Raw genomic sequence first — 23689 nt, forward strand, 5'->3', positions numbered from 1 at the left:
CATCGGCGCCGACCCGCCGCGCCCGGCCACGCCGCGCTTGCGATCGCCGCTAAGCTGGCGGCGTGCCGATCCCGACCCCCTACGAGGACTTGCTCCGCCTGGTGCTCGATCAGGGAACGGCCAAATCCGACCGCACCGGCACCGGGACCCGCAGCCTGTTCGGTCAGCAGCTGCGCTATGACCTGGCGGCCGGCTTCCCGCTGCTCACCACCAAGAAGGTGCACCTCAAGTCGGTGGTCTACGAATTGCTGTGGTTCCTGCGCGGCGACTCCAACGTCGCCTGGCTGCATGAGCACGGCGTCACCATCTGGGACGAATGGGCAAGCAGCACAGGCGATCTCGGGCCGATCTACGGTGTGCAGTGGCGGTCTTGGCCGACGCCATCGGGCGAGCACGTCGATCAGATCAGCGCGGCCCTCGACATGCTGCGCACCGACCCCGACTCGCGGCGCATCATCGTGTCGGCCTGGAACGTCGGCGAAATCCCGCAGATGGCGCTGCCGCCGTGTCACGCGTTCTTCCAGTTCTACGTGGCCGACGGGAGGCTGAGCTGCCAGCTCTATCAGCGCAGCGCCGACCTGTTTCTGGGTGTGCCGTTCAACATCGCCAGCTATGCGCTGCTGACACACATGATGGCCGCCCAGGCCGGCCTCGCGGTCGGCGAGTTCGTGTGGACGGGCGGGGACTGCCACATCTACGACAACCACGTCGAGCAGGTGCGGCTGCAGCTGAGCCGCGATCCCCGGCCGTACCCGGAACTCGTTCTCGGCGAACGGGATTCGATCTTCGATTACACCTACGACGACGTCGTCGTAAAGAACTACGACCCACATCCGGCGATCAAGGCCCCAGTCGCTGTATGAAGCGCGCCGGCCACGATGCCGGCTCGGGCGGCTTGCAAGCCGGGATCAAGGAGTAGCGCATATGACCGAGGTGGGCCTGGTGTGGGCTCAGTCGACCTCCGGCGTCATCGGGCGTGGTGGCGACATCCCCTGGAACGTGCCGGAAGATCTTTCCCGATTCAAAGAGGTGACCATCGGACACCCGGTGATCATGGGCCGGCGGACGTGGGACTCGTTACCGGCGAAGGTGCGCCCTCTGCCGGGCCGGCGCAATGTCGTCCTGTCCCGCGACCCCGGCTTCGTCGCCGACGGGGCGCAGGTGGCCGGGACCATGGAGGAGGCGCTCGCCCACGGCGCGGGTGGCCCCGAGACGTGGGTCATCGGCGGCGAGCAGATTTATTTGCTGGCGCTGCCGTACGCCACCCGCTGCGAGGTCACCGAGATCGAAATCGATTTGCGACGCGACGACGACGATGCGCTGGCGCCGACGCTGGACGACACTTGGGTGGGTGAAACGGGGGAGTGGCTGGCCAGCCGCTCAGGGCTGCGGTACCGCTTCTACAGCTACCGTCGGCCGTCCGCTCACCCGTTCGCGCCCACGGCCTGACCTGACATACTCGGACTCGGGGCGGGTCGCACAGCGTCAACCAGGTGTTTGGAGAGAAGGGGGAATTGGCAGTGAAAACCGAACCCGTGAAGACGTTCTCTCGAAAATTCATGGGCTACGACGCGGCCGCGGTTGATGCCCACATCGAGATGCTGACCACCAAGCAGCAGCTGCTGCTTGACGACGTCGAGAGCCTCCGGGCCCGGCTGCAGGAATCCGGCGATCAGACGGCCGCGCTGCGCAAGGAGGTGGCCGTGCTCACGGACACCTCGCCGGCGCCGCACGCGGTGCAGCAGCGGATGTCGAAAATGCTGAGCCGCGCGGTCGACGAGGTGGCCGAGATGCAGGCCGAGGTGCGGGCCGAAGCCGATGCGTTGATCGCCGCGGCCGAGGCCGAGGCCGAAGCCGCGGAGCGAAAGCGCGACGAGGTGCTCGCCGACATGGCCGCGCAGCAGAAGGCCCTGGAAGCCGAGTACGAGGAGACCAAGGAAAAGCTGGACGCCGAACTGGCCGAGATGCGCGCCGAAACGCAATCGGCGATCGAGAAGGCGCGCCAGGACGCCGAGCGGGAGTGCGAGCAGCTCCTCGGCGACGCGAAAAAGGGCGCCGATCACTACCGGGAGAAGGCCCGGCGCGCGGTGGACGAGGCGACGGCCCAGCGCATCAAGATCCTCGAGCAGTTGATGGGCGTGTACCGCGACCTCGATGAGGTTCCGAAGGCCCTCGAGGCGGCCTACGAGGAACAAAACGACTCGGATGACGAGCGCGTGTTGAAACCGCTGGACCGCAAGGTTGCCGCGGGCTGAGCCCACGCCGGCCCGGCCGCCAAAGGGTTGTCGCACCCAAGAGGTATTCTCAGCGCCGTGCCAACCCGCAGGCTGTCGGCCGCCCAAGCCCGGCGGATAGCCGTTGCGGCCCAAGGATTTAGCGAGCCCCGCGCCGGTGGCGGGGTCACGCGCGCGCACCTGAAGCGGCTGATCTCCAGAATCCAAGTGCTGCAACTGGATTCGGTCTCGGTGGCGGTGCGCGCGCACTATGCCCCGGTGTTCAGCCGGCTCGGTCCCTACGACCGGGACGTGCTCGACCGCGCCGCCTGGGGCCCGCGGTCGTCGCGGCTGCTGGCGGAGTACTGGGCGCACGAGGCCGCGCTGATGGCCGTCGAGGACTGGCCGTTGTTGCGTTGGCGGATGCGCCAGTACCGGCATGGCCGGTGGGGCACCCACATCGTCAAGGCCAACCCGCGGCTGGCCGACGAGATCGTCGCCGCCATCGCCGAGCTCGGCCCCAGCACGGCGGGGCAGATCGAAGCGCATCTGGCCGCCGAGCCGCGCAGGAAGAAGGGCACCTGGTGGACCCGCAGCGACACGAAGTGGGTGGCCGAGGCGCTGTTTTCCGCCGGAGTGCTCACCACGGCCACCCGGGTGGGCTTCGCTCGCCACTACGACCTGGTGGAGCGGGTGCTGCCGGCCGCCGTGCTGGCCCGCGAGGTCGACGACGACGAGGCGATGCGCGAACTCACGCTGCGGGCCGCCACCGCGCTGGGCGTGGGCACCGAGGCCGACATCCGCGACTACTTTCGGCTGTCGGCCCAGCAGGTCAAGCCGGCGATCGCCGCATTGGTGGCCACCGGTGACATCGAGCCGGTCGACGTCGACGGGTGGGCGGCGCCCGCCTACCTGCGGGCGGGGCGCACCGTGCCCCGCGCCGACCGCGGTACCGCGCTGCTGTGCCCGTTCGACCCGCTTATCTTCTTCCGCCCGCGCGTCGAGCGATTATTCGAATTCCATTACCGCATAGAGATTTACACCCCCGCCGCCAAGCGGCAGTACGGCTACTACGTGTGGCCGCTGCTGATGGACGGGCAGCTGGTGGCGCGGGTCGACCTCAAGGCCGACCGCGCCGCCGACTCGCTGCGGGTCCTCGGCGCGTTCGGCGAGCCCGACGCGCCCAAGGCCCGCGTTGCCGCGGCGCTGGCCGGTGAACTCGAGTCCATGGCGTCCTGGCTGGGTCTGGGCGGATTCAGCGTCGCCGGGCGCGGCGATCTGTCCGGCGAGTTGCGCGCGGCGGCCAAGCGGGTCAGCTGATGCCGGCGTCGACGTCCAAGGAGCTCAAAGCCACACTGTGGAAGGCGGCCGAGAAGCTGCGCGGGTCGCTGTCGGCCGGTGAATACAAGGACGTGATTCTGGGGTTGGTGTTCCTCAAGCATGTCTCCGAATCGCACTGGAACACGTTGGCGAACAACGTCACATCCGATGACATCGGCCGCCTGGCCGACGACGCGATGGACGCCGTGATGACGGCGAACCCGGCGCTGGCCGGGACGCTGCCCCGGCTCTACGAAAACCTCGACCCGCGTCGCCTCGCCGAGCTGGTGACGGTGCTCGACGGCGCACGAATCGGCGACGACCGGGCCGGGGACCTGATGGGCGAGGTATACGAGTATTTCCTGGGCAATTTCGCCCGCGCGGAAGGGCGCCGAGGTGGCGAATTCTTCACCCCACCCAGCGTCGTGCGGCTGCTCGTCGAGGTGCTCGAACCGACCGGCGGGCGCGTGTATGACCCGTGCTGCGGCTCGGGCGGGATGTTCGTGCAGACCGAACACTTCATCGCCGAACGCGACGGCGATCCGGCGAAAGTCACCGTCTACGGGCAGGAAAGCGTCGAGCAGACCTGGCGGATGGCGAAGATGAACCTCGCCGTGCACGGCATCGACAACTCGGGCCTGGGCGCGCGGTGCGCCGACACGCTCGCCACCGATCTGCACGCAGGCGTGCAGATGAACTACGTGCTGGCCAATCCGCCCTTCAACATCAAGGATTGGGCCCGCGACGAAGACGACCCGCGCTGGCGCTTCGGCGTTCCGCCCGCGACCAACGCGAATTACGCCTGGATTCAGCACATTCTGTCCAAGCTGGCCCCGGGCGGCAGGGCCGGCGTGGTGATGGTCAACGGCTCGATGTCGTCGAACGCGATGGGCGAGGGCGACATCCGGGCCCGGATCATCGATGCGGACCTGGTGTCGTGCATGGTCGCGCTGCCCGCGCAGCTGTTCCGAAGCACCGGAATACCGGTGTGCCTGTGGTTTTTCGCCATGGGCAAGGCGCACCGGTCGGGGCAGGTGCTGTTCATCGATGCGCGCGGCCTGGGCTACCTGGTGGATCGGGCCGAGCGTGCCCTGACCCGCGAGGAGATCGCCCGGATCGCTGACACCTACCGCGCGTGGTCGGGCGCGGCCTCCGCCCGCGCCAAAGGCCTTTCCTATCAAGATGTTCCGGGGTTCTGCCAGTCCGTGCCGGTGGACGCCATCAGAGCCGCGGGCTACCCGCTCACGCCGGGACGCTATGTGGACGCACCCATCACACCGGACGACGGCGAACCCGTCGACGACAAGATCGCGCGGTTGACCGACGACCTGCTGGCCGCGCTGGACGACTCGGCCCGCGCGGAAACCGTGGTGCGCCAACAGGTGAAGCGGTTGCGGTGAAGACCGTCCTGGGTGAGCACCTCGAATTCAGCACCGGAAGCAGCGCCCCGCCGCGAGACTGCAACGGGCGCGTCCCCGTCTACGGCGCCAACGGCGCGATCGGTTACGCCGCCGGGCACAACGCCACCGGGCCCTTGATCGTGCTCGGCCGCGTCGGGTCGTACTGCGGCAGCCTGCGCTACTGCGACTCCGACGTCTGGGTCACCGAGAACGCGCTGGTGTGCCGCGCCAAAGACCCGCAGGAGACCCGGTATTGGTATTACGCCCTGCAGACCTGCCGGCTGGCCGATCACCGATCCGGATCGGGGCAGCCCCTGCTCAACCAGAGAATCCTGAACGACGTTCCGGTGTGGACGGTCGCCGCGCGCGAACGTCGGCGGATCGCCGAGCTGCTGGGCGCTTTCGACGACAAAATCGCGGCCAACGACCGGGTGATCGAGACGGCGGAACGCCTGATGATCGCCGTCGCCGAATCGGCGCCGGATCGGGTGCGGCTGTCGAGCCTGGCCACCCGGTCGCCGGCGACCCGCAACGTCAGCGAGTTCGACGCTCGCATCGCCCACTTCAGCCTCCCGGCGTTCGACGACGGGGCGATACCCCGCGTGGTCGGCGCGGCGCAGGTGCGCAGCGCCAAGCTGCTGCTGACCCAGCCGTGCGTCCTGTTCGCCAAGCTGAACCCGCGGATCCCGCGGATCTGGAACGTGGTGGGTCTGCCGTCGGACATGGCGGTGGCCAGCACGGAGTTCGTCGTGCTGCTGCCGGTCGGCATCGATTCCTCCGCGCTGTGGTCGGCGCTGCGGCAACCCGACGTCTCACAACGACTGCAGCGGCGGGCCGCGGGAACATCGGGCAGCCATCAGCGAATTCAGCCCGGCGACCTGCTGGACGTGTCGGTCCCAGACGTGCGCCGGTTGAGCCCCGAGGCGTTGCGGACGCTTACCGGGCTGGGTGCGCTGTGCCACGCACGCCGCACCGAAAGCGCGCAGTTGGCGGGCCTGCGTGACGCGCTGCTGCCGTCGCTGATCTGCGGCAAGGTGCGGGTCAGACACGCCGATGCGCCCGGCACGCTTTAAGGTGAGCGCCGTGGCCGAGATCGCGCCGCTGCGCGTGCAACTGATCGCCAAGACCGACTTCTTGGCGCCCCCGGACGTGCCGTGGAGCACCGACGCCGACGGCGGCCCGGCGCTGGTCGAGTTCGCCGGCCGGGCCTGCTATCAAAGCTGGTCGAAACCCAACCCCAAAACCGCGACCAACGCCGGGTACATCAAGCACATCATCGACGTCGGCCACTTTTCGGTGCTCGAACACGCGAGCGTGTCGTTCTATGTCACCGGCATCTCGCGGTCGTGCACCCACGAGCTGATCCGGCACCGGCACTTCTCCTATTCGCAGCTGTCCCAGCGCTACGTCCCCGAGAAGGACTCGCACGTCGTCGTGCCGCCGGGCATGGAAGACGATCCGGAGCTGCAGCGGATCCTGGCCGGGGCCGCCGACGCCAGCCGCGCCACCTACACCGAATTGCTGGCGAAACTCGAAGCGAAATTCGCCGACCAACCCAATGCGGTGCTGCGGCGCAAGCAGGCCCGCCAGGCCGCCCGCGCCGTGCTCCCCAACGCGACCGAAACCCGCATCGTCGTGACCGGCAATTACCGGGCGTGGCGCCACTTCATCGCCATGCGTGCCAGTGAGCACGCCGACGTGGAAATCCGGCGGCTCGCCATCGAGTGCCTGCGCCAGCTGGCGGGTGTGGCACCCGCGGTGTTCGCCGACTTCGAGATCTCCACCCTGGCCGACGGCACGGAGGTCGCGACCAGCCCACTGGCGACCGAGGCCTGACGCGTCGACTCGCGACGGCGCGCGTCCACGTGGGTGCTAAATACCTTGCTGGCGCCAGGTAACCTGAACACCGTGAGCACGGTCGGATTCGACGCCCCAGCGCGGTTGGGAACCTTGCTGACCGCGATGGTCACACCGTTTTCCCCCGACGGCTCCGTTGACACCGCCGCGGCCGCTCAGCTGGCCAATCACCTGATCGATGCGGGCTGCGACGGGCTGGTGATCTCCGGAACCACGGGTGAGTCCCCGACCACCACGGACGACGAGAAGCGAGAGCTGCTGCGCGTCGTGCTGGAGGCCGTCGGCGACCGAGCCCGCGTCATCGCCGGCGCGGGCACCTATGACACGGCCCACAGCGTCCGGCTGGCGAAGGCCTGCGCCGCCGAGGGCGCCCACGGGCTGCTGGTGGTCACCCCGTACTACTCGAAGCCGCCGCAGAGCGGGCTGATCGCCCACTTCACCACCGTCGCCGACGCGACCGAGTTGCCGGTGCTGCTCTACGACATCCCGCCGCGTTCGGTGATACCGATCCAGTCCGAGACCATCCGCGCGCTGGCCGCCCACCCGAACATCGTCGGGATCAAAGACGCGAAGGCCGACCTGCACAGCGGTGGCCAGATCATCGCCGAGACCGGCCTGGCCTACTACTCCGGCGACGATGCGCTGAACCTGCCGTGGCTGGCCATGGGCGCCACCGGATTCATCAGCGTGATTTCTCACGTCGCGGCGGGGCAGCTGCGGGAAATGTTGTCCGCCTTCAGCTCCGGAGACATCGCCACCGCCCGCAAGATCAACGCCGCTGTCGCCCCGCTGTGCGACGCGATGGCCCGCCTGGGCGGCGTGACGATGTCCAAGGCGGGCCTGCGCCTGCAGGGCATCGACGTCGGCGATCCGCGGTTGCCGCAAATGCCCGCGACGCCCGAACAACTCGACGCGCTGGCCGCCGATATGCGCGCGGCCTCGGTGCTGCGGTGACTCGAGGAGTTTCCGAGAAGTGGATGTAGACCTCGCCCCGCCAGGCCCCTTGGCCGCGGGAGGGTTGCGGGTCACTGCTCTCGGCGGCATCAGCGAAATCGGCCGCAACATGACGGTTTTCGAGCACCTGGGCCGCCTTTTGATCATCGACTGCGGCGTGATGTTCCCCACCCACGACGAGCCCGGCGTCGATCTGATCCTGCCGGATCTGCGCCACATCGAGGACCGGCTCGACGACATCGAGGCGCTGGTGCTCACCCACGCGCACGAGGACCATATCGGCGGCATCCCGTTTCTGCTCAAGCTGCGTCCCGACATCCCGGTGGTCGGTTCGAAGTTCACCCTCGCGCTGGTCGCCGCGAAGTGCCGCGAACACCGCCTCAAGCCGGTGTTCGTCGAGGTGGCCGAGGGCCACAAGAGCACCCACGGCGTGTTCGAATGCCAGTACTTCGCCGTCAACCACTCCATCCCCGACGCGCTGGCGATCGCCGTGCACACCGGCGCGGGAACCATCCTGCACACCGGCGACATCAAGCTCGACCAGCTTCCGCTGGACGGCCGGCCGACCGACCTGCCCGGCATGTCCCGGCTCGGCGACGCCGGGGTGGACCTGTTCCTGTGCGACTCAACGAATTCCGAGCACCCCGGCGTCGGGCCCTCGGAAAGCGAAGTGGGCCCGACGCTGCACCGCCTGATCCGCGGCGCCGACGGCCGCGTCATCGTGGCGTGCTTCGCCTCCAACGTGGACCGGGTTCAGCAAATCATCGATGCCGCAGTCGCTTTGGGCCGGCGGGTATCGTTCGTCGGCCGATCCATGGTGCGCAACATGGGCATTGCCCGCGAACTCGGCTTCCTGCGGGTGGCCGACTCGGACGTGATCGACATCGGCGCCGCCGAGATGATGCCGGCCGACCGGGTGGTGCTGATCACCACCGGCACCCAGGGCGAACCGATGTCGGCGCTGTCGCGGATGTCGCGCGGCGAGCACCGCAGCATCACGCTGACCGCGGGTGACCTGGTGGTGTTGGCGTCGTCGCTGATCCCCGGCAACGAGGAAGCGGTCTACGGCGTGATCGACGAGCTGGCCAAGATCGGTGCCCGCGTCGTCACCAACGCCCAGGCGCGGGTGCATGTTTCGGGCCACGCCTACGCCGGGGAATTGTTGTTCCTGTACAACGGGATTCGGCCGCGCCATGTCATGCCCGTGCACGGCACGTGGCGCATGCTGCGCGCCAACGCCAAGCTGGCGGCCCGCACCGGCGTGCCGGAGGAGTCGATCCTGCTGGCCGAGAACGGGGTGAGCGTCGACCTGGTCGCGGGGAAGGCCTCCATCGCCGGCGCGGTGCCGGTCGGCAAGATGTTCGTCGACGGCCTGATCAACGGCGACGTCGGCGACATCACCCTGGGCGAGCGCCTCATCCTGTCGTCGGGTTTCGTGGCGGTGACCGTGGTGCTCGCGCGCGGCACCGGGCGTCCGGTCGCCCCACCGCAGCTGCATTCCCGCGGATTCTCCGAAGATCCCAAGGCGCTCGAACCCGCCGTGCGCAGGGTCGAGGCCGAACTGGAAGCGCTGGCGGCCGAGAACATCACCGATCCGGGCCGCATAGCCCAGGGCGTGCGGCGCACCATCGGCAAGTGGGTGGGCGAAACCTACCGCCGGCAGCCGATGATCGTGCCGACCGTCATCGAGGTCTAGTGGCGATCGCGAGCGCGGCGTAGCCGGGCGGAGCGGGTCGCCACCATCGGCGCCTGACCCGCTAGATCTTCTCGGCGTAGGCCGACCACTCCAGTTGCGACGCTTTGAGTTTGCGGCCGGTGGGCTCGACATAGCGCTGGATGAGCTCGTCGGGCCCGGCCTGCTCCACCAGCCGCCAGCCGTACTCGCCCAGGAACGTCGCGACCTCGTCGGGCTGAAGGCCGAAATGCCACAGCTGCCGCCGCTGGCGCACGGTGCGGTACAGCGTGCGGGTGCCATACCGGTTGGTGCCGTCGATGAAATCCCTACGGACATAGGTGAATACCAAACGGCTGCCGGGTGCGGTCGCGCGCAGCCCGTCCAGCGTGCGCCGCACCGTCGCCTCGGTGAGGTACTGGGTGACGCCTTCGCAGATGAAGAACACCCGGTAGTCGGTGCGATAACCGTGCTCGGCGAGCGAGGTGAGCAGGTCGTCATGCTCGAGGTTCAACGCCACCAACCGAACCGATAGCGGCAGCTCGCCGAGCACCCGACGCACCGTCTTGAACTTTCTGGCGACGTTCACCGGCAGATCGACCTCGAACACCGGGATGCGCACCCGCCGCGTCAAAAGGTAGGCGCGGGTGTCCAGCCCCGCCCCGAGGATGACGACGGCGTTGATGTCGTCCAGCGACTCCTTGAGCTTGTCAGCGATAAAGCGCTTGCGGCAGGCCAGATTCGCCCACAATCCCGGACCGGTGAACTCCGAGCCGCGGATCATCAGCCGGCGAACCGGCGCGAACCGGGTCGCCCCGACGAGCCACCGCAGCGGGACGGGTAGGAAGAGCTCGGCGAAGTCGTCGTCGACCAGGCGGCGTCCGGGCGGCTCGTTCTGCTCGACGGCGGCCAGCACCATCGGGCCAAATGCAGTCTGCGCAACCGGATTTCGTGCCATGACGACTACTTGTTCAGGAATCCCGCGTCGACCGGCAACGTCACACCGGTGATGTAGCGCGCCTGGTCGGACACCAGCCACGCGACCGCGTTGGCGATGTCCTCGACATCCAGCACCTCGACCGGCATGGCGTTGCCCATGGCTCCCGGCGTGTCCGTCGCGGCGGCCATCTTGGCCAGCCACTCGCGGGTGAACTCGTTGTTGATCATCGGCGTCTCGACGCCGGACGGATGGATCGAGTTGACCCGGATCATCTGTCCGGCAAGCAGATTGGCGTAGACCCGCATCAGCCCGACCACCCCGTGCTTGGCGGCGGCGTAGCCGACGGAACCGGCGTCCGGGCTGCCGACCCCGGCCAGCCCCGCGCTCGAACTGATCAGCACGATCGACCCGCCGGTGCCCTGCTTGACCATCGTGGGTATCGCGACCTTGATGGTGTGGTAGACGCCGGTCAGGTTGACGTCGATGACGTCATGCCAGCCGTCGTCACCCGATTGCATGGGGGCGATCCCGGCGTTGGCCACCACGATGTCCAGCCGGCCGAACTCGTCCAGGCCCGCCTGCAGCGCCGCCGACAGCGAGTCGCGGTCGCGGACGTCGCCCTGTCGGGCCACGATACGGGCGCCCGTGTCTTCCACCAGCTTCACGGTGGCGGCCAGGTCGTCGGGCGTGGCCAGCGAGTAGGGGACGCTGGCGATCTGGTCGCACAGGTCGACGGCGATGATGTCCGCGCCGTCGGCGGCCAGCCGCACCGCGTGCGCGCGGCCCTGACCGCGCGCCGCGCCGGTGATGAAGGCGACCTTGCCCTTCAGGGGCCCTTGCGACGAGCGGGTCATCACGGCCGCAACTGTCCTTTGGCCGGGTCGCCCGCCGGGACCGGCTGCAGCATCTTGATGTCGGGGGCCCCGTCCAGGTGCTCGCCGGCCGCGGTGAACATCTTGGTGACCGCCGGTGCGGTGCTGTGCGCCTTGAGCGCCTCGGCGTCGGCCCACTGCTCGACGAAGACGAACGTCTCGCCCGACTGGTGCAGCGAGTAGATCTGGCAGCCCGGCTCGTCGTGCACTTCTTCGACCGCCCGCGTGAGGATGTCGCGAACGGTGTCGACCGACTCCGGTTTGACGGTCATGGTGGCGACGACGACAACGGGCATTGCTGGCCTCCTGGGGCGCGGTGGGGGTGGGTGACGAGCACGACTTCTCTCAACCGAATGTCACCCTACTCACGCGATTTGGCGGCCGATTGGCCCTATGCCCGACAAGCCGAACCGTTACCAGTGTGGCGGGTGGTGTAGATGATGTCGTTGCGACTACCCTTGCCGTCATGCCCAGTAAGACCGCCGCCCGCTCCGGAAGCCGAACGAGCAGGTCAAAGGCCACTTCGCGCGTCAGCGGGTCCAGGGGGGCGCGCCGGGCGGCGCCCCGCAAGAAGGTCGGCAAACCCGCCAGGCGGCGTAATCACGCGCCGCTGGTCGGCGCCGGGCTGACCTGCGGCCGCGCCGCGCGCGCCGTCTGGCTGATGGCCGCCCGGGGGACCGGCACCGCGGCCCGGTCGATCGGGCGGGCCCACGACATCGACCCCGGGCACCGCCGCGACGGCATCGCGCTGCTGTTGCTGGGCTTTTCCGTGGTGGTCGCCGCGAGCTCGTGGTTCCACGCCGCCGGACCGGTCGGCACGTGGGTCGACACGCTGCTGCGGACCTTCATCGGCGCGGGTGTGCTGGCGCTGCCGGTGGCCACCGCCGCGGTGGCGGTGACCCTGATGCGCACCGAGCCCAACCCGGATGTGCGCCCCCGGCTGATCCTGGGCGCCAGCCTGATCACGCTGTCGGTTCTCGGCCTGCGCCACCTGTGGTCCGGTTCGCCGGGCGACCCCGAGGCGCGCCGCCGCGCGGCCGGTTTCATCGGCTTCGCCATCGGCGGGCCGCTCTCGGACGGGCTCACGCCCTGGATCGCCGCGCCGTTGTTGTTCATCGGCTTCATGTTCGGCCTGTTGCTGCTGACCGGCACCACCATCCGCGAGGTGCCCGTGGTGATGCGCAACCTGTTCCACACCCGGTTCGTCGACGAGGACTACGACGACGAGCCCTACGACTATGCCGACGAGTTCGACGACGACGCCGAGGCGGAGCCCGCCAACTACCACGACGACGCGTCCTCCGTGCCGGACGAGGCGCCGTCGGCGTGGTCGCCGGACGACGATGCCCAGGCCGCGCTGCAGGACGACATACCCACCGTGCCCGAGCCCGCCGTCCAGCCCGCCCAGCAGGGCTTGCGGGGCCGCAAACGCGGACGGTCGGCGGACAAGCACGACACCGTCGAGCTGGACCGGGTCGTCGAGGGCCCCTACACGTTGCCGTCGCTGAGCCTGCTGGTCGCGGGGGACCCGCCCAAGAAGCGCAGCGCCGCCAACAACGTCATGGCCGACGCCATCACCGAGGTGCTGACCCAGTTCAAGGTGGACGCCGCCGTCACCGGCTGCACCCGCGGGCCGACCGTCACCCGCTACGAGGTCGAGCTGGGGCCGGGCGTCAAGGTCGAGAAGATCACCGCGCTGCAGAAGAACATCGCGTACGCGGTGGCCACCGAGAGCGTGCGCATGCTGGCCCCGATCCCCGGCAAGTCGGCGGTGGGCATCGAGGTGCCCAACACCGACCGGGAAATGGTCCGGTTGGCCGACGTGCTCACCGCGCCGTCGACGCGGCGCGATCACCACCCGCTGATCATCGGGCTCGGCAAGGACATCGAGGGCGATTTCATCTCGGCGAACCTGGCCAAGATGCCGCACCTGCTGGTGGCCGGCTCGACCGGTTCCGGTAAGTCCAGCTTCGTCAACTCGATGCTGGTATCGCTGCTGGCGCGCGCCACTCCGGAAGAGGTCAGGATGATCCTGATCGACCCGAAGATGGTGGAACTCACGCCGTACGAAGGCATTCCGCATCTGATCACCCCGATCATCACCCAGCCCAAGAAGGCGGCGGCCGCGCTAGCGTGGCTGGTCGAGGAGATGGAGCAGCGCTACCAGGACATGCAGGCGTCCCGGGTGCGGCACATCGACGACTTCAACGAGAAGGTCCGCTCCGGTGCGATCACCGCGCCGCTGGGCAGCCAGCGCGAGTACCGGCCGTACCCGTACGTGGTGGCGATCGTCGACGAGCTGGCCGACCTGATGATGACGGCGCCGCGCGATGTCGAGGACGCCATCGTGCGGATCACCCAAAAGGCCCGCGCCGCAGGCATTCACCTGGTGCTGGCCACCCAGCGCCCGTCGGTGGACGTGGTCACCGGTCTGATCAAGACCAACGTGCCGTCCCGGCTGGCGTTCGCCACGTCGTCGCTGACCGACAGCCGCGTCATCCTGGATCAGGCCGGCGCCGAAAAGCTGATCGGCATGGGCGACGGCCTGTTCCTGCCGATGGGTGCAGGCAAGCCGATCCGGCTGCAGGGCGCCTACATCACCGACGAGGAGATCCACGCCGTCGTCACCGCCTGTAAGGACCAGGCCGAACCCGAGTACACCGACGGCGTCACCGCCGCCAAGCCCACCGGCGAACGCACCGACGTCGACCCCGACATCGGCGACGACATGGACGTGTTCCTGCAGGCCGTCGAGCTGGTGGTGTCCAGCCAGTTCGGCTCCACATCGATGCTGCAGCGCAAGCTGCGCGTCGGCTTCGCCAAGGCCGGCCGGCTGATGGACCTGATGGAGACCCGCGGCATCGTCGGGCCGTCGGAGGGCTCCAAGGCGCGCGAGGTGCTGGTCAAGCCCGACGAACTGGCGGGAACGCTGGCGCTGATCCGCGGTGGCAGCAGCGAAACCGGCGAGTCGGACGAGGACTAGGCAACATCTCAAGCCAGCTGGGACGGCGCCGGGGATCGGAGCCTACAACTGGGCTGTGTCGCTCAACACACTCGCGAGATTATTTCCCCACCGAATAGCGTTCTAGTACAATGCAACTGGTGGCTATGCCACCTTCGGCTTACCCAAAATTCGTGACCGACCGTTCCCCGGATCGCTAGGGTAGTCAAACGGCACGCCCCGCGACACGCGGCGCGCCTGCCTTGATCACACCAGTGACAAACACATATGCGCCGTCGCAGCAGCGATACCGGTTATGACATCGGGCGCTGAAAACCACGGTGAGCGACCATGAAATCCGAGCACAGGAATGGGGAATCGATGACGATGTCCGGGCGGACCGCAGACCAGCCCGCGGTTCGTCATTTCCGCTACGACGTGACCGGCCTACCCGGCAAGCGCATGCGACTGCTCGGTGAGCTGCCTACCCGTGATGCCGGCCATCCGCAGGAAGCACTCATAGCCATCACGCAGGTGATCTGCTTCGACGACACTCCGAACGTGATGCGCGACTTACGCTTGCCTCCCCTCGGCCAGCCCGACATGGTGGCGCGAGTGGGGTTCCGGCAGCTCGTCCTCAACGAGGATCAGCTCTGCTAGTGGCCGGGGACGATTCGGCAGACCGCGAATGGTGGTTAGGGGTCCGCGATGAGGCTCCGACCGTGGCGAGTCGGCTCTCTCGTATGGCTGGGTTGTGCAAGGAGACTGACCCGGCCGAAGGCGCAGGTATGGCAAACGCGGAAGCGCCGCAGAGCGCAGTTGACGCCGGCGCGGAGGCGGGAAAGCAACTGACGGGCGCTGTGGTCATCATCGCGCTCGTCGCGGCGATCTCGGGCATGCTCTACGGCTACGACACCGGCGTCATCTCCTGGGCTCTATTGCAGCTCACCCAGGACTTCAACATCACCGAGGGCTGGAAGCAGGTGATCGCCGCCAGCATCCTGCTCGGCGCCGTCGCCGGGGCATTGACGTGCAGCTGGCTTTCCGATCGGCGCGGCCGGCGCGGCACACTGTTGATGCTGGCGGTGGTGTTCATCGTCGGCGCGCTGTGGTGCGCAGACGCGCCCGATTCCGTGATGCTGTCGCTGGGACGGCTGGTCCTGGGCTTCGCGGTCGGAGGGGCGACGCAGACGGCACCGATGTATGTCGCCGAGCTCTCGCCACCGGCCTACCGGGGACGGTTGGTGCTGTGCTTCCAAATCGCCATCGGAGTGGGGATCCTCATGGCCACCCTCGTCGGGGTCTCCGATTCGATCTCCTGGCGAGGGCCGATCGGACTCGCGTGCGTACCCGCCGCGATCATGCTGTGGCTGTTGCTGCGCCTCCCGGAGAGTCCGCGCTGGCTGGTCAAGCAAGATGATCGCAAAGCTGCGCAAGCCGTGTTGGAGCATGTCCGGCCCGAGGGCTACGACGTGGGCGCCGAGCTGGACGAAGCGACCGAACTTGCGCGCGTCGAACGCACGGCCAGCACCCGCGGGTGGGGCGGGCTGCGCGACGCCTGGGTGCGCCCGGCCCTGGTCCTGGGTTGCGGCATCGCGGTGTTCACCCAGCTCAGCGGCATCGAGATGATCATCTATTATTCGCCGACCATATTGACCAACGACGGCGTGTACAGGTCCGTAGCTCTGCAGGCGTCGGTGGGCTTGGGTGCGGCGTACCTGATTGCCCAACTGGTCGGGTTGGCCATCATCGACCGGGTCGGTCGGCGCCGGCTCACGCTCATCATGGTGCCGGGTGCAGCGATGAGCCTGTTCGTGCTCGGCCTGCTCTTCGTCACCAGCGACAGCGGTCACGAGGTGATTCCCTACATCATGATCTGCCTGATCGCCTTCATGCTGTTCAATGGCGGCGGTCTGCAGCTGATGGGCTGGCTGACCGCCTCGGAGACCTATCCGCTGGCGGTGCGACCGGCGGCCACCGCCTTGCAGTCTGCGACACTGTGGGGGACCAACCTGCTCATCACGCTGACGATGCTGTCGCTCATCAATGTGATTGGAGTCGGGCCCTCGATGTGGCTCTACGCGTTGTTCAACGTGGCGGCGTGGATCTTCGTATTCTTCCGCATGCCCGACCTCACCGGTAAGAGCCTGGAGGAGATCGAAAACAAGCTGTCCGAGGGGAGTTTCCGACCGTCAGACTTCACTCGCTGACGAATTCTGTGGTGCGGCAGGTTGTTCGGGTTACGGCCCACACGCCTCGGCGCTTCTAGCGGCAGGTTCGACGCATCAGAGCCTCAGCAGCATCCGCGAGTTGCCGAGGATGTTCGGCTTGACGTAGCTCAGGTCCAGGAACTCCGCGACACCGATGTCGTAGGAGCGGCACATCTCCTCGAACACCTCGGCGGTGACGGGCGTGCCCTCGATCTCGGTGAATCCATGTCTGGCGAAGAATTCGGTTTCGAACGTCAGCACGAACAGCCGCTTCAACTGCAACTCGCGGGCGACCTCGAGCAGCCGGTCGACGATCGCGTGGCCGATGCCGTGTCCGGTCAGCGCCGGGGCGACCGCGACGGTGCGGACCTCGCCGAGGTCCGACCACATCACGTGCAGAGCGCCACAACCGACCACCTGGCCTGGAGAATCTGGGTGCTCGGCCACCCAAAACTCCTGGACAGCCTCGTAGAGCGTCACGAGGTTCTTCTCCAGCAGGATCTTTCCCGAGTAGGTGTCGACCAGGTGCTTGATGGCCGGCACATCGGACGTTCGCGCGCGCCGAACCAGCGGCCGAGGGCGCTGCGGACTTTGGGTCACGGCTAACAGTATCGACATCGCGGACGGGTGCGCTGGTCAACCGCTATTCTATTGCGGTGTCGGGGCAGCCGCAGACGGGTCCGATGGTAGGCCGCGCGAACATCGCCAACCTCGCCAATACGCTGACCCTGTTGCGGCTCGTGCTGGTGCCCATCTTCCTGCTCGCCCTCTTCGCCGGAGACGGCCACCAAAACGGTTTCCGCGTGGTGGCTTTCGTCATCTTCGCGGCCGCCTGCATCACCGATCGGCTGGACGGCCTGCTGGCCCGCAACTACGGCATGGCGACCGAATTCGGGGCGTTCGTCGATCCGATCGCGGACAAGACGCTGGTGGGGTCGGCGCTGATCGGGCTCTCGATGCTCGGCGAACTGCCGTGGTGGGTCACTGTGCTGATCCTGGTCCGCGAATTCGGGGTCACCGTGCTGCGGCTGGCCGTGATCCGTCGCGGCGTCATCCCGGCCAGCTGGGGCGGCAAGGTCAAGACCGTGGTGCAGGTGCTGGCCATCGGCTTGTTCGTGCTGCCCTGGGCGGCAACGCCGGGGCCGTTCCGGGTGATCGCGGCGGTGGTGATGGGCGCGGCGATCGTGCTGACGGTGATCACCGGGATCGACTACGTCGTGTCGACCGTCCGGGAAGTGCGCCGCACGCCCGGCTGATTTCGGCGCGTCCGACGGGAACCAGTCCATCGCTGTCGGCGTTCACCTAATGAGCACCTGCCGGAGGCAAGCTGAGTACGTGCCGCGCAGGGCCGACTGGACGAAGGAGGGCGGGATGCCGCCATTGGTGCGAGAGGTCATCGGCGACGTGCTGCGCGAGGCCCGCACGACACAGGGCCGGACGCTGCGCGAGGTGTCCGATTCGGCGCGGGTGAGCCTCGGTTACCTATCCGAGGTGGAGCGCGGCCGCAAGGAGCCGTCCAGCGAGCTGCTGAACGCGATCTGCGACGCGCTGGACGTCCCGTTGTCATCGGTTCTCACCCACGCCGGCGAGCGGATGGCCAGCGAGGAGCGGGCGGCCGTCGGCGCGGCCGCGGACGGGGCGAGCGGCACCAGCATCAAGGTCGTCATCCCGCCGGTGGCGTCGTTGGCGCTGGCCTGAGCTCCGGGGACCGATCCCGCGTAAGGGGTGGGGCGATCGGCGCCGACCCACTAAATTGAGCGACAGGCGCGGAGCCCCTCAGTCCCATCCGGGGACCATCCGGATCCTCAAGAAGCGAAGGCGGAGCTAACTCATGGCCAATCCGTTCGTCAAGGCGTGGAAGTACCTCACGGCGCTGTTCAACGCCAAGATCGACGAGCACGCAGACCCCAAGGTGCAGATCCAGCAGGCCATCGAGGAAGCGCAACGCACGCACCAGGCGCTGACCCAGCAGGCCGCGCAGGTCATCGGCAACCAGCGGCAACTCGAGATGCGGCTCAACCGTCAGCTGGCGGACGTGGAGAAGCTGCAGGTCAACGTGCGTCAGGCGTTGACGCTGGCCGACCAGGCCACCGCGGCCGGTGACGCCGCGAAGGCCACCGAGTACAACAACGCCGCCGAGGCGTTCGCCGCCCAGCTGGTGACCGCCGAGCAGAGCGTCGAAGACCTCAAGACGCTGCACGATCAGGCGCTGGGCGCGGCCGCGCAGGCCAAGAAGGCCGTCGAGCAGAACGCCATGATGCTGCAGCAGAAGATCTCCGAGCGCACCAAGCTGCTCAGCCAGCTCGAGCAGGCCAAGATGCAGGAGCAGGTGAGTGCCTCGCTGCGGTCGATGAGCGATCTGGCCGCCCCCGGCAACGTCCCCAGCCTCGACGAGGTGCGCGACAAGATCGAGCGACGGTACGCCAACGCGATCGGGGCCGCCGAGCTCGCGCAGGGTTCGGTTCAGGGCCGGATGCTCGAGGTTGAGCAGGCCGGCGTGCAGATGGCCGGTCACTCCCGCCTGGAGCAGATTCGCGCCTCGATGCGTGGTGAGGCCCTGCCGACGGGCGGGACGCCGGCCGCGGGGACCACGCCCGCCACCCCCGCGCCCGCGGAGAGCGGCTCGGTCCCCGAGAAGCCACTTGGCCAGTAGCCGAAGTGTCATGGCGGTGAAAGCGACGCAGCCCGGTCCGTGGCGCGCGCTGCTGCACCGCGGCCTGGCCACCGCGGCCGACCTCTCCGACCTGGTGGCCCGCAGGATCAGCGCGGCCGCGGATCCGCGCGCCCGGCTGCTGCGGCGGCGTCGCCGCGCGCTGCGGTGGGGCCTGATCTTCAGCGCCGGATGCGTGTTCTGGGCCGCGGTGACGATGTTGCTCGCGGCCTGGGGCTGGTTCGCCTTGCTGCTCGAAATCACCGGCGGCGTCGCGGTTTTCATGGCCATTCCGGCGACGCTGTTGCTGCTGCGCTATCGCTGGCTGCGTTCCGAGCCGTTGCCGACGCCCCGGACCGCGAACGTGCGCCGGCTGCCGCCGCCGGGTTCGGCGGCGCGCCCGGCGATGTACGCGCTGGGCGCCTCCGAGCGCGGGTTTTCCTCGCTGGTGGCCGTGATCGAGCGGGGCGCGATGTTGCCGACCGCCGAGATCCGCGACCTGACCGCGGCCGCCACCCGGACCTCAGCGGCCATGGCGTCCACCGCCGCGCAGGTGGTGTCGATGGAGCGGGCGGCACAGGCCAGCGCGGAATCGCGGTCGTATCTGGTGCCCACTATCAACGCGTTCACGGCGCAGCTTGGTGCGGGCGTCCGCCAATACAACGAAATGGTCACCGCGGCAGCGCAATTGGTGTCGTCGGCGAACGGCGACGCATCGGCCGCGTCGCAGCACTACCGCGCCGAGCTGGCCGGGGCGACCGATCGCCTGGTCGGTTGGGCGCAGGCATTCGACGAACTCGGCGGATTGCGCGGGACCGGCTAGGCGCCGGGGTCAGAACGTCGCTTTCAGCGACGGCAGCACCAGCGCCGCCAGGCCGCGCGCGGTGGCCTTGAGCATGTCGAAGAAGTCGAAGTAGTCCCGCCACAACGTGATTCGCCCGTTTTGGACCTCGAACACGCCGCACACCCAGAACTGCAGCCGTAGCGGGCCGAAGATCAGTGCGTCGGTGCGTTCGGTGAGCACCGCGCCGCCGTCGGCCGCGATGCGGTGGATCTTCACCTCGAAGGCGGCGCGGCCCTCCATCTGGCGAAACAGCTTGATGGCCCTGGCCCGGCCATGGATGGTGGGCAGGCCGACGTTTTCGTAGACGAGATCGTCGGCCAGCGCGGCGTCGGCGGCGTCGTAATCCGCGTCCTGCAGGGCGTTGAGGAATCCTTCGACGGTGCGGGTGTTCGCAACGGTTGTCCCGGTCAGCTCGGTCATCTTGCCAGCGTAGGCGCGTGCAAACCGGGCGCTGTGGCAGGGTAAGCACGATGCGCGTCGCCGTGGTCGCCGGGCCGGATCCCGGGCACTCGTTCCCGGCGATCGCGCTGTGCCGGCGCTTCGCCGAGGCCGGCGACGAGCCCACCCTGTTCACCGGCGCCGAATGGCTGGACACCGCCCGCGGTGCCGGCATCGGCGCCGCCGCGCTGGACGGGCTGGCGGCCACCGACGACGACGTCGACGCCGGGGCCAGGATCCACCGGCGCGCCGCGCGGATGGCCGTGCTCAACGTGCCCGCGCTGCGTGAGTTGGCGCCCGACCTGGTGGTGTCCGACGTCATCACCGCCGGCGGCGGGATGGCCGCCGAGCTGCTGGGCATCCCGTGGATCGAACTCAACCCGCACCCGCTGTACCTGCCGTCGAAAGGACTGCCGCCGATCGGCAGCGGGCTGGCGCCGGGCACCGGCATCCGGGGCCGGCTGCGCGATGCCACGATGCGCGCGCTGACGGCGCGATCCGTGCGCACCGGCCTGCAGCAGCGCGCGAACTCGCGTGTCGAGATCGGGCTGCCGGCACGCGATCCCGGGCCGCTGCGCCGGCTGATCGCCACGCTGCCCGCGCTGGAGGTTCCCCGCCCGGACTGGCCCGCCGAGGCCGTCGTCGTCGGGCCATTGCACTTCGAACCGACCGACCGGATCCTCGAGGTCCCGGCCGGCTCCGGGCCGGTGGTGGTCATCGCGCCGTCGACCGCCTTGATCGGCACCGAAGGGCTGGCCGAGGTCGCGCTGGGGTGCCTGACACCTGGGGAGACCGTGCCGCCGGGGTCGCGGCTACTGGTGTCGCGGTTGGACGGACCGGAACTGACGGTGCCGCCGTGGGCGACGGTCGGGCTGGGACGCCAGGACGAGCTGTTGGCGCACGCCGACCTGGTGATCTGCGGCGGCGGCCACGGCATGGTGGCCAAGACGCTGCTGGCCGGCGTGCCGCTGGTGGTGGTGCCCGGCGGCGGCGACCAATGGGAGATCGCCAACCGGGTGCAGCGCCAGGGCAGCGCCCGGCTGATCCGGCCGCTGACCGCCGACGCGTTGGTGGCCGCGGTCAACGAGGTGCTGTCGTCGCCGGGCTACCGCACGGCGGCGCGGGCGGCGGCCGCCGGCATCGCCGACGTCGCCGACCCGGTCCGGGTGTGCCGCGACGCGCTGGCGGTGGCCGGATGATCCGCTGCGCGCCGCGCAGGCCGCCCTATGCTTCGGCGGGAGGCACCCGATGAGGATCATCACGACGATCGCCGCCGGCGCCCTACTGGCGGGCACGCTGGCCGGCGCGGCAGTCGCGCACGCCGACAGTCCCGAGGAACAGCAGGTCTGCCAGTTGATGGACGATCCGGCGGCCGCTCAACAGGGGCTCGCGCCGGCCGAGTACGCCTTCATGCAGTTGCGCGCCACCATGTCGGCCCAACGTGCGCGTGACGTGATGTCGATTGCGGTGCAGGAGGACTGCCCGAACCACATCATCGACCTGCCGGCCAGCTGGCGGTAGCGCGCTGCGCGCTCACGTGTCCGATGCCTGCGGGCTGGGTATGTTGACTGGCGTGCGGCTAACGGAGTTTCACGAGCGGGTAGTCCTGCGCTTTGGCACCACCTACGGGTCCTCCGTCCTGGTGGATCACGTGCTGAGCGGCTTCGACGGACGCACGGCCGCCCAAGCCATCGAGGCCGGGATCGAGCCCCGCGACATCTGGCGGGCGTTGTGCGTGGACTTCGACGTGCCCCGGGAACAGTGGTGAGCGCAGCGCGCTATTCGTATGCCGGGTACGCGTTCTGCCGCAACACCGTGGCGAGGTGCACGGCGTTGCGGACCGCATTGCCGGTAGCGGATGCGACGGCTTCCGGCACATCGTCGAGGTCGGTGTAGTCCGTGCCCTGCATGGCCTCGCCGTTCCAATAGGTGCACCCCTGCGCGGCGATCGAGAACCCGATGTCATTGAGCGCCTGGAAAAGGTCGGCGACGATCTTGTGCGCCCCGTCCTCGTTGCCCACGACCGCGGCCAGGGCCACCTTGCCCACCATCCGGGGCCTTCCCGCGTCGTCCGTGTCGGACAGCTCGGCGTCGAGGCGCTCCAGGACGCGCTGGGCCACGCTGGACATGTGGCCGACCCAGGTGGGCGTCGACACGATGACGATGTCGGCCGACTTGACCTTGGTCAACAGCGCCGGCCACTCATCGCCGGGCCCCATGTCGGCCTCGACACCGGGCAGCAGCGCCAGGTCCACGCACCGCACCTTCTCACCCTGCACGCCCGCACTGCGCAGCTGGTCGAGCAACTGGTCGGCGAGCAGCTCGCTGCTGGACGGCGCAGGGCTTTTCTTCAACGAGCAGACCAACGCGATGGCGCGCAGGGATGGCGTTGCGGCTGAGGACATGCTGGCCAGATACCCCGGCGCGACGACGCCAAACGACGCCCGCGTCGTCTGATCGGCTCTACCGCGGCGTCCGGTGCAGCACGCAGTCGCCGCACAGAGAACTCCCCGGCAGTCGATAGAAAAGGCAGCAGCTGCGGCGCCTGAAGCCCAGTTGTGGGCTGGTGATGACACCGGCCCCGGCCAGCTCGCCGGTGTCCAACAGCGACCGGGTCAGCTCGACGATCGCGGGGCGCAGGCCGGGGCGCGCCGACAGCAGGGCCCGTGCGGCCCCCACCAGCGCGGAGGCGATGTTGCCCGCGAGCAGGGCGGGCGCCAGCTTGACCCGCAGGCCGTCGGCGAGCGGCCACATGTGCTCGCTCACCACGATGCGATACAGCATGTCCGGTGCCGGGGAGGTGACGGGTTTCCCGGCGGCCTCGGGCAGTCGTAGCTGTGCACCGTCGTCGGCGCGTTGCAGGTCTTGGAGGTCGGGGACGACGCCGTGGCCGATCGCGCAGGCGAGCACCGGTGACCACAGCCGGGTGGCGTGAGCGAGGTGGACCAGTGACGCGCCGATCCGCAGATCGGTCGTGCGGTAGCGCCGAATGGTGGCGTCGATCAGGTCGGCGCAGCCGTCGGCGTAGGACTGTCCGACCGGATGCCAGCCCGCCGCGTCTCCACCCACGGCCAGAGTGAAAAAGCCTCCGTAGGAAGCGATTTCAGCCAGCTGAGCGGAGATGTCCATTGCTTCGCGACCGCCTCTCGGGGAAATCCGCCCCGGTCGTGGTGAGGACGCGTCGACGGCGAGTATCTGGCTCTCTCGGGTGGGCATGCCCATGGAGATCACAGTGGCGGGACCGCACCGGATTCACACCGGTTTCCTCGGGCTTCCGGCTGGAAGGCCCGTCGACGCCTTTCGGTAGCCGATGTTGCCACACCTGACGGGAGGGAACGGCGTGTCGAACTTGAATCGAACACCTGTTCGGCTAGTGTG

26 protein-coding genes and 1 riboswitch are annotated in these 23689 nt (G+C 68.7%); of the genes, 19 read left to right on the plus strand and 7 right to left on the minus strand.

Annotated features, from left to right (window positions below; all coding sequences use genetic code 11):
* Window positions 1-62 precede the first annotated feature (62 nt).
* The 9 genes from A5760_RS08365 to A5760_RS08405 all read left to right on the plus strand — a co-directional run bounded on the left by A5760_RS08365 (window position 63) and on the right by A5760_RS08405 (window position 9440).
* Window positions 63-863, plus strand: a complete 801-nt coding sequence (locus tag A5760_RS08365) for a thymidylate synthase (protein ID WP_064879566.1) — start codon at window positions 63-65, stop codon at window positions 861-863.
* Window positions 864-924: 61 nt separating this feature from the next.
* The gene (locus tag A5760_RS08370; protein ID WP_064879568.1) at window positions 925-1449 is read left to right on the plus strand and encodes a dihydrofolate reductase; all 525 of its coding nucleotides are present in this window, start codon (window positions 925-927) and stop codon (window positions 1447-1449) included.
* 71 nt (window positions 1450-1520) lie between these two features.
* The gene (locus tag A5760_RS08375) at window positions 1521-2255 is read left to right on the plus strand and encodes a hypothetical protein (protein WP_064879570.1); all 735 of its coding nucleotides are present in this window, start codon (window positions 1521-1523) and stop codon (window positions 2253-2255) included.
* A 57-nt stretch (window positions 2256-2312) separates the two neighbouring features.
* Window positions 2313-3533 (plus strand): winged helix-turn-helix domain-containing protein, encoded by a 1221-nt coding sequence (locus A5760_RS08380; RefSeq protein WP_064879571.1) that lies wholly within the window; start codon window positions 2313-2315, stop codon window positions 3531-3533.
* Window positions 3533-4933 carry a type I restriction-modification system subunit M gene (locus A5760_RS08385; RefSeq protein ID WP_064879573.1) on the plus strand — a complete coding sequence of 467 codons (1401 nt, stop codon included), beginning with the start codon at window positions 3533-3535 and terminating at the stop codon, window positions 4931-4933. The genes A5760_RS08380 and A5760_RS08385 overlap by 1 nt, the downstream gene beginning before the upstream one ends.
* Window positions 4930-6006, plus strand: a complete 1077-nt coding sequence (locus A5760_RS08390) for a restriction endonuclease subunit S (protein WP_064879575.1) — start codon at window positions 4930-4932, stop codon at window positions 6004-6006. The genes A5760_RS08385 and A5760_RS08390 overlap by 4 nt, the downstream gene beginning before the upstream one ends.
* Before the next feature lie 10 nt (window positions 6007-6016).
* Window positions 6017-6769: an FAD-dependent thymidylate synthase gene (thyX, locus tag A5760_RS08395; RefSeq protein WP_064879787.1), complete on the plus strand. Its 753-nt coding sequence runs from the start codon at window positions 6017-6019 to the stop codon at window positions 6767-6769.
* A gap of 72 nt (window positions 6770-6841) precedes the next feature.
* On the plus strand, window positions 6842-7744 hold the full coding sequence (gene dapA / locus A5760_RS08400; RefSeq protein WP_064879789.1) for a 4-hydroxy-tetrahydrodipicolinate synthase: 903 nt from the start codon (window positions 6842-6844) through the stop codon (window positions 7742-7744).
* A 19-nt stretch (window positions 7745-7763) separates the two neighbouring features.
* Window positions 7764-9440: a ribonuclease J gene (locus A5760_RS08405; RefSeq protein WP_064879577.1), complete on the plus strand. Its 1677-nt coding sequence runs from the start codon at window positions 7764-7766 to the stop codon at window positions 9438-9440.
* Between the two features lie 61 nt (window positions 9441-9501).
* Here the strand turns inward: A5760_RS08405 and A5760_RS08410 are convergent, their stop codons facing one another.
* The 3 genes from A5760_RS08410 to A5760_RS08420 are packed head-to-tail and all read right to left on the minus strand — an operon-like array spanning window position 9502 to window position 11524.
* The gene (locus A5760_RS08410; RefSeq protein ID WP_082279391.1) at window positions 9502-10374 is read right to left on the minus strand and encodes an SAM-dependent methyltransferase; all 873 of its coding nucleotides are present in this window, start codon (window positions 10372-10374) and stop codon (window positions 9502-9504) included.
* Between the two features lie 5 nt (window positions 10375-10379).
* Window positions 10380-11210 carry a mycofactocin-coupled SDR family oxidoreductase gene (locus A5760_RS08415; RefSeq protein WP_064879581.1) on the minus strand — a complete coding sequence of 277 codons (831 nt, stop codon included), beginning with the start codon at window positions 11208-11210 and terminating at the stop codon, window positions 10380-10382.
* Window positions 11210-11524, minus strand: a complete 315-nt coding sequence (locus tag A5760_RS08420; protein ID WP_064879583.1) for a putative quinol monooxygenase — start codon at window positions 11522-11524, stop codon at window positions 11210-11212. Before A5760_RS08420 ends, A5760_RS08415 begins: the two co-directional genes overlap by 1 nt.
* A gap of 170 nt (window positions 11525-11694) precedes the next feature.
* Here A5760_RS08420 and A5760_RS08425 point away from each other — a divergent pair, with 170 nt between their 5' ends.
* The 3 genes from A5760_RS08425 to A5760_RS08435 all read left to right on the plus strand — a co-directional run bounded on the left by A5760_RS08425 (window position 11695) and on the right by A5760_RS08435 (window position 16379).
* Window positions 11695-14211 carry an FtsK/SpoIIIE family DNA translocase gene (locus A5760_RS08425; RefSeq protein WP_196772032.1) on the plus strand — a complete coding sequence of 839 codons (2517 nt, stop codon included), beginning with the start codon at window positions 11695-11697 and terminating at the stop codon, window positions 14209-14211.
* 309 nt (window positions 14212-14520) lie between these two features.
* The gene (locus tag A5760_RS08430; protein ID WP_155764257.1) at window positions 14521-14829 is read left to right on the plus strand and encodes a DUF7161 family protein; all 309 of its coding nucleotides are present in this window, start codon (window positions 14521-14523) and stop codon (window positions 14827-14829) included.
* Window positions 14830-14957: 128 nt separating this feature from the next.
* On the plus strand, window positions 14958-16379 hold the full coding sequence (locus tag A5760_RS08435; protein WP_082279392.1) for a sugar porter family MFS transporter: 1422 nt from the start codon (window positions 14958-14960) through the stop codon (window positions 16377-16379).
* A gap of 75 nt (window positions 16380-16454) precedes the next feature.
* Here A5760_RS08435 and A5760_RS08440 read toward each other — a convergent pair whose 3' ends face one another.
* Window positions 16455-16997 (minus strand): amino-acid N-acetyltransferase, encoded by a 543-nt coding sequence (locus tag A5760_RS08440; RefSeq protein WP_064879587.1) that lies wholly within the window; start codon window positions 16995-16997, stop codon window positions 16455-16457.
* Window positions 16998-17062: 65 nt separating this feature from the next.
* Here A5760_RS08440 and pgsA point away from each other — a divergent pair, with 65 nt between their 5' ends.
* The 4 genes from pgsA to pspM all read left to right on the plus strand — a co-directional run bounded on the left by pgsA (window position 17063) and on the right by pspM (window position 19852).
* Window positions 17063-17635, plus strand: a complete 573-nt coding sequence (gene pgsA, locus A5760_RS08445) for a CDP-diacylglycerol--glycerol-3-phosphate 3-phosphatidyltransferase (RefSeq protein ID WP_064879589.1) — start codon at window positions 17063-17065, stop codon at window positions 17633-17635.
* Between the two features lie 115 nt (window positions 17636-17750).
* Window positions 17751-18077 (plus strand): transcriptional regulator ClgR, encoded by a 327-nt coding sequence (clgR, locus tag A5760_RS08450; protein ID WP_064879591.1) that lies wholly within the window; start codon window positions 17751-17753, stop codon window positions 18075-18077.
* A gap of 133 nt (window positions 18078-18210) precedes the next feature.
* Window positions 18211-19032 carry a phage shock protein PspA gene (gene pspA, locus A5760_RS08455; protein WP_064879593.1) on the plus strand — a complete coding sequence of 274 codons (822 nt, stop codon included), beginning with the start codon at window positions 18211-18213 and terminating at the stop codon, window positions 19030-19032.
* 10 nt (window positions 19033-19042) lie between these two features.
* Window positions 19043-19852: a phage shock envelope stress response protein PspM gene (gene pspM, locus A5760_RS08460; RefSeq protein WP_064879595.1), complete on the plus strand. Its 810-nt coding sequence runs from the start codon at window positions 19043-19045 to the stop codon at window positions 19850-19852.
* 9 nt (window positions 19853-19861) lie between these two features.
* Here pspM and A5760_RS08465 read toward each other — a convergent pair whose 3' ends face one another.
* Window positions 19862-20293 carry a limonene-1,2-epoxide hydrolase family protein gene (locus A5760_RS08465; protein ID WP_044485002.1) on the minus strand — a complete coding sequence of 144 codons (432 nt, stop codon included), beginning with the start codon at window positions 20291-20293 and terminating at the stop codon, window positions 19862-19864.
* Window positions 20294-20343: 50 nt separating this feature from the next.
* Here A5760_RS08465 and A5760_RS08470 point away from each other — a divergent pair, with 50 nt between their 5' ends.
* The 3 genes from A5760_RS08470 to A5760_RS08480 are packed head-to-tail and all read left to right on the plus strand — an operon-like array spanning window position 20344 to window position 22079.
* Entirely contained in the window at window positions 20344-21510 is a 1167-nt protein-coding gene (locus tag A5760_RS08470) for a glycosyltransferase (RefSeq protein ID WP_064879597.1), read from the plus strand.
* Between the two features lie 49 nt (window positions 21511-21559).
* Complete coding sequence (locus A5760_RS08475) at window positions 21560-21832, plus strand: hypothetical protein (RefSeq protein WP_064879599.1); 273 nt, start codon at window positions 21560-21562, stop codon at window positions 21830-21832.
* Between the two features lie 52 nt (window positions 21833-21884).
* Complete coding sequence (locus A5760_RS08480; RefSeq protein WP_419538230.1) at window positions 21885-22079, plus strand: DUF3046 domain-containing protein; 195 nt, start codon at window positions 21885-21887, stop codon at window positions 22077-22079.
* Between the two features lie 10 nt (window positions 22080-22089).
* Here the strand turns inward: A5760_RS08480 and A5760_RS08485 are convergent, their stop codons facing one another.
* On the minus strand, window positions 22090-22716 hold the full coding sequence (locus A5760_RS08485; RefSeq protein WP_064879603.1) for a flavodoxin family protein: 627 nt from the start codon (window positions 22714-22716) through the stop codon (window positions 22090-22092).
* Window positions 22717-22774: 58 nt separating this feature from the next.
* A complete protein-coding gene (locus A5760_RS08490; RefSeq protein ID WP_064879605.1) occupies window positions 22775-23440 on the minus strand; it encodes a (2Fe-2S)-binding protein in 666 nt (221 codons plus the stop codon).
* A 39-nt stretch (window positions 23441-23479) separates the two neighbouring features.
* Window positions 23480-23618, minus strand: a riboswitch (cobalamin riboswitch).
* Between the last annotated feature and the right edge of the window lie 71 nt (window positions 23619-23689).

It is taken from the genome of Mycobacterium colombiense, from assembly GCF_001665835.1.
GTDB lineage: Bacteria > Actinomycetota > Actinomycetes > Mycobacteriales > Mycobacteriaceae > Mycobacterium > Mycobacterium colombiense_A.

What these genes read in the sequence shown, in the direction of transcription:
- A5760_RS08410 (WP_082279391.1), bottom strand. Translation starts at nt 10,374, where the DNA reads ATGGCACGAAATCCGGTTGCGCAGACTGCATTTGGCCCGATGGTGCTG.
- A5760_RS08385 (WP_064879573.1), top strand. Translation starts at nt 3,533, where the DNA reads ATGCCGGCGTCGACGTCCAAGGAGCTCAAAGCCACACTGTGGAAGGCG.
- A5760_RS08435 (WP_082279392.1), top strand. Translation starts at nt 14,958, where the DNA reads ATGGCAAACGCGGAAGCGCCGCAGAGCGCAGTTGACGCCGGCGCGGAG.
- pspM (WP_064879595.1), top strand. Translation starts at nt 19,043, where the DNA reads ATGGCGGTGAAAGCGACGCAGCCCGGTCCGTGGCGCGCGCTGCTGCAC.
- A5760_RS08475 (WP_064879599.1), top strand. Translation starts at nt 21,560, where the DNA reads ATGAGGATCATCACGACGATCGCCGCCGGCGCCCTACTGGCGGGCACG.
- A5760_RS08425 (WP_196772032.1), top strand. Translation starts at nt 11,695, where the DNA reads ATGCCCAGTAAGACCGCCGCCCGCTCCGGAAGCCGAACGAGCAGGTCA.
- A5760_RS08485 (WP_064879603.1), bottom strand. Translation starts at nt 22,716, where the DNA reads ATGTCCTCAGCCGCAACGCCATCCCTGCGCGCCATCGCGTTGGTCTGC.
- A5760_RS08415 (WP_064879581.1), bottom strand. Translation starts at nt 11,210, where the DNA reads ATGACCCGCTCGTCGCAAGGGCCCCTGAAGGGCAAGGTCGCCTTCATC.
- A5760_RS08420 (WP_064879583.1), bottom strand. Translation starts at nt 11,524, where the DNA reads ATGCCCGTTGTCGTCGTCGCCACCATGACCGTCAAACCGGAGTCGGTC.
- clgR (WP_064879591.1), top strand. Translation starts at nt 17,751, where the DNA reads ATGCCGCCATTGGTGCGAGAGGTCATCGGCGACGTGCTGCGCGAGGCC.
- A5760_RS08440 (WP_064879587.1), bottom strand. Translation starts at nt 16,997, where the DNA reads ATGTCGATACTGTTAGCCGTGACCCAAAGTCCGCAGCGCCCTCGGCCG.
- A5760_RS08430 (WP_155764257.1), top strand. Translation starts at nt 14,521, where the DNA reads ATGAAATCCGAGCACAGGAATGGGGAATCGATGACGATGTCCGGGCGG.
- pspA (WP_064879593.1), top strand. Translation starts at nt 18,211, where the DNA reads ATGGCCAATCCGTTCGTCAAGGCGTGGAAGTACCTCACGGCGCTGTTC.
- A5760_RS08490 (WP_064879605.1), bottom strand. Translation starts at nt 23,440, where the DNA reads ATGGACATCTCCGCTCAGCTGGCTGAAATCGCTTCCTACGGAGGCTTT.
- pgsA (WP_064879589.1), top strand. Translation starts at nt 17,063, where the DNA reads ATGGTAGGCCGCGCGAACATCGCCAACCTCGCCAATACGCTGACCCTG.
- A5760_RS08370 (WP_064879568.1), top strand. Translation starts at nt 925, where the DNA reads ATGACCGAGGTGGGCCTGGTGTGGGCTCAGTCGACCTCCGGCGTCATC.
- A5760_RS08465 (WP_044485002.1), bottom strand. Translation starts at nt 20,293, where the DNA reads ATGACCGAGCTGACCGGGACAACCGTTGCGAACACCCGCACCGTCGAA.
- A5760_RS08470 (WP_064879597.1), top strand. Translation starts at nt 20,344, where the DNA reads ATGCGCGTCGCCGTGGTCGCCGGGCCGGATCCCGGGCACTCGTTCCCG.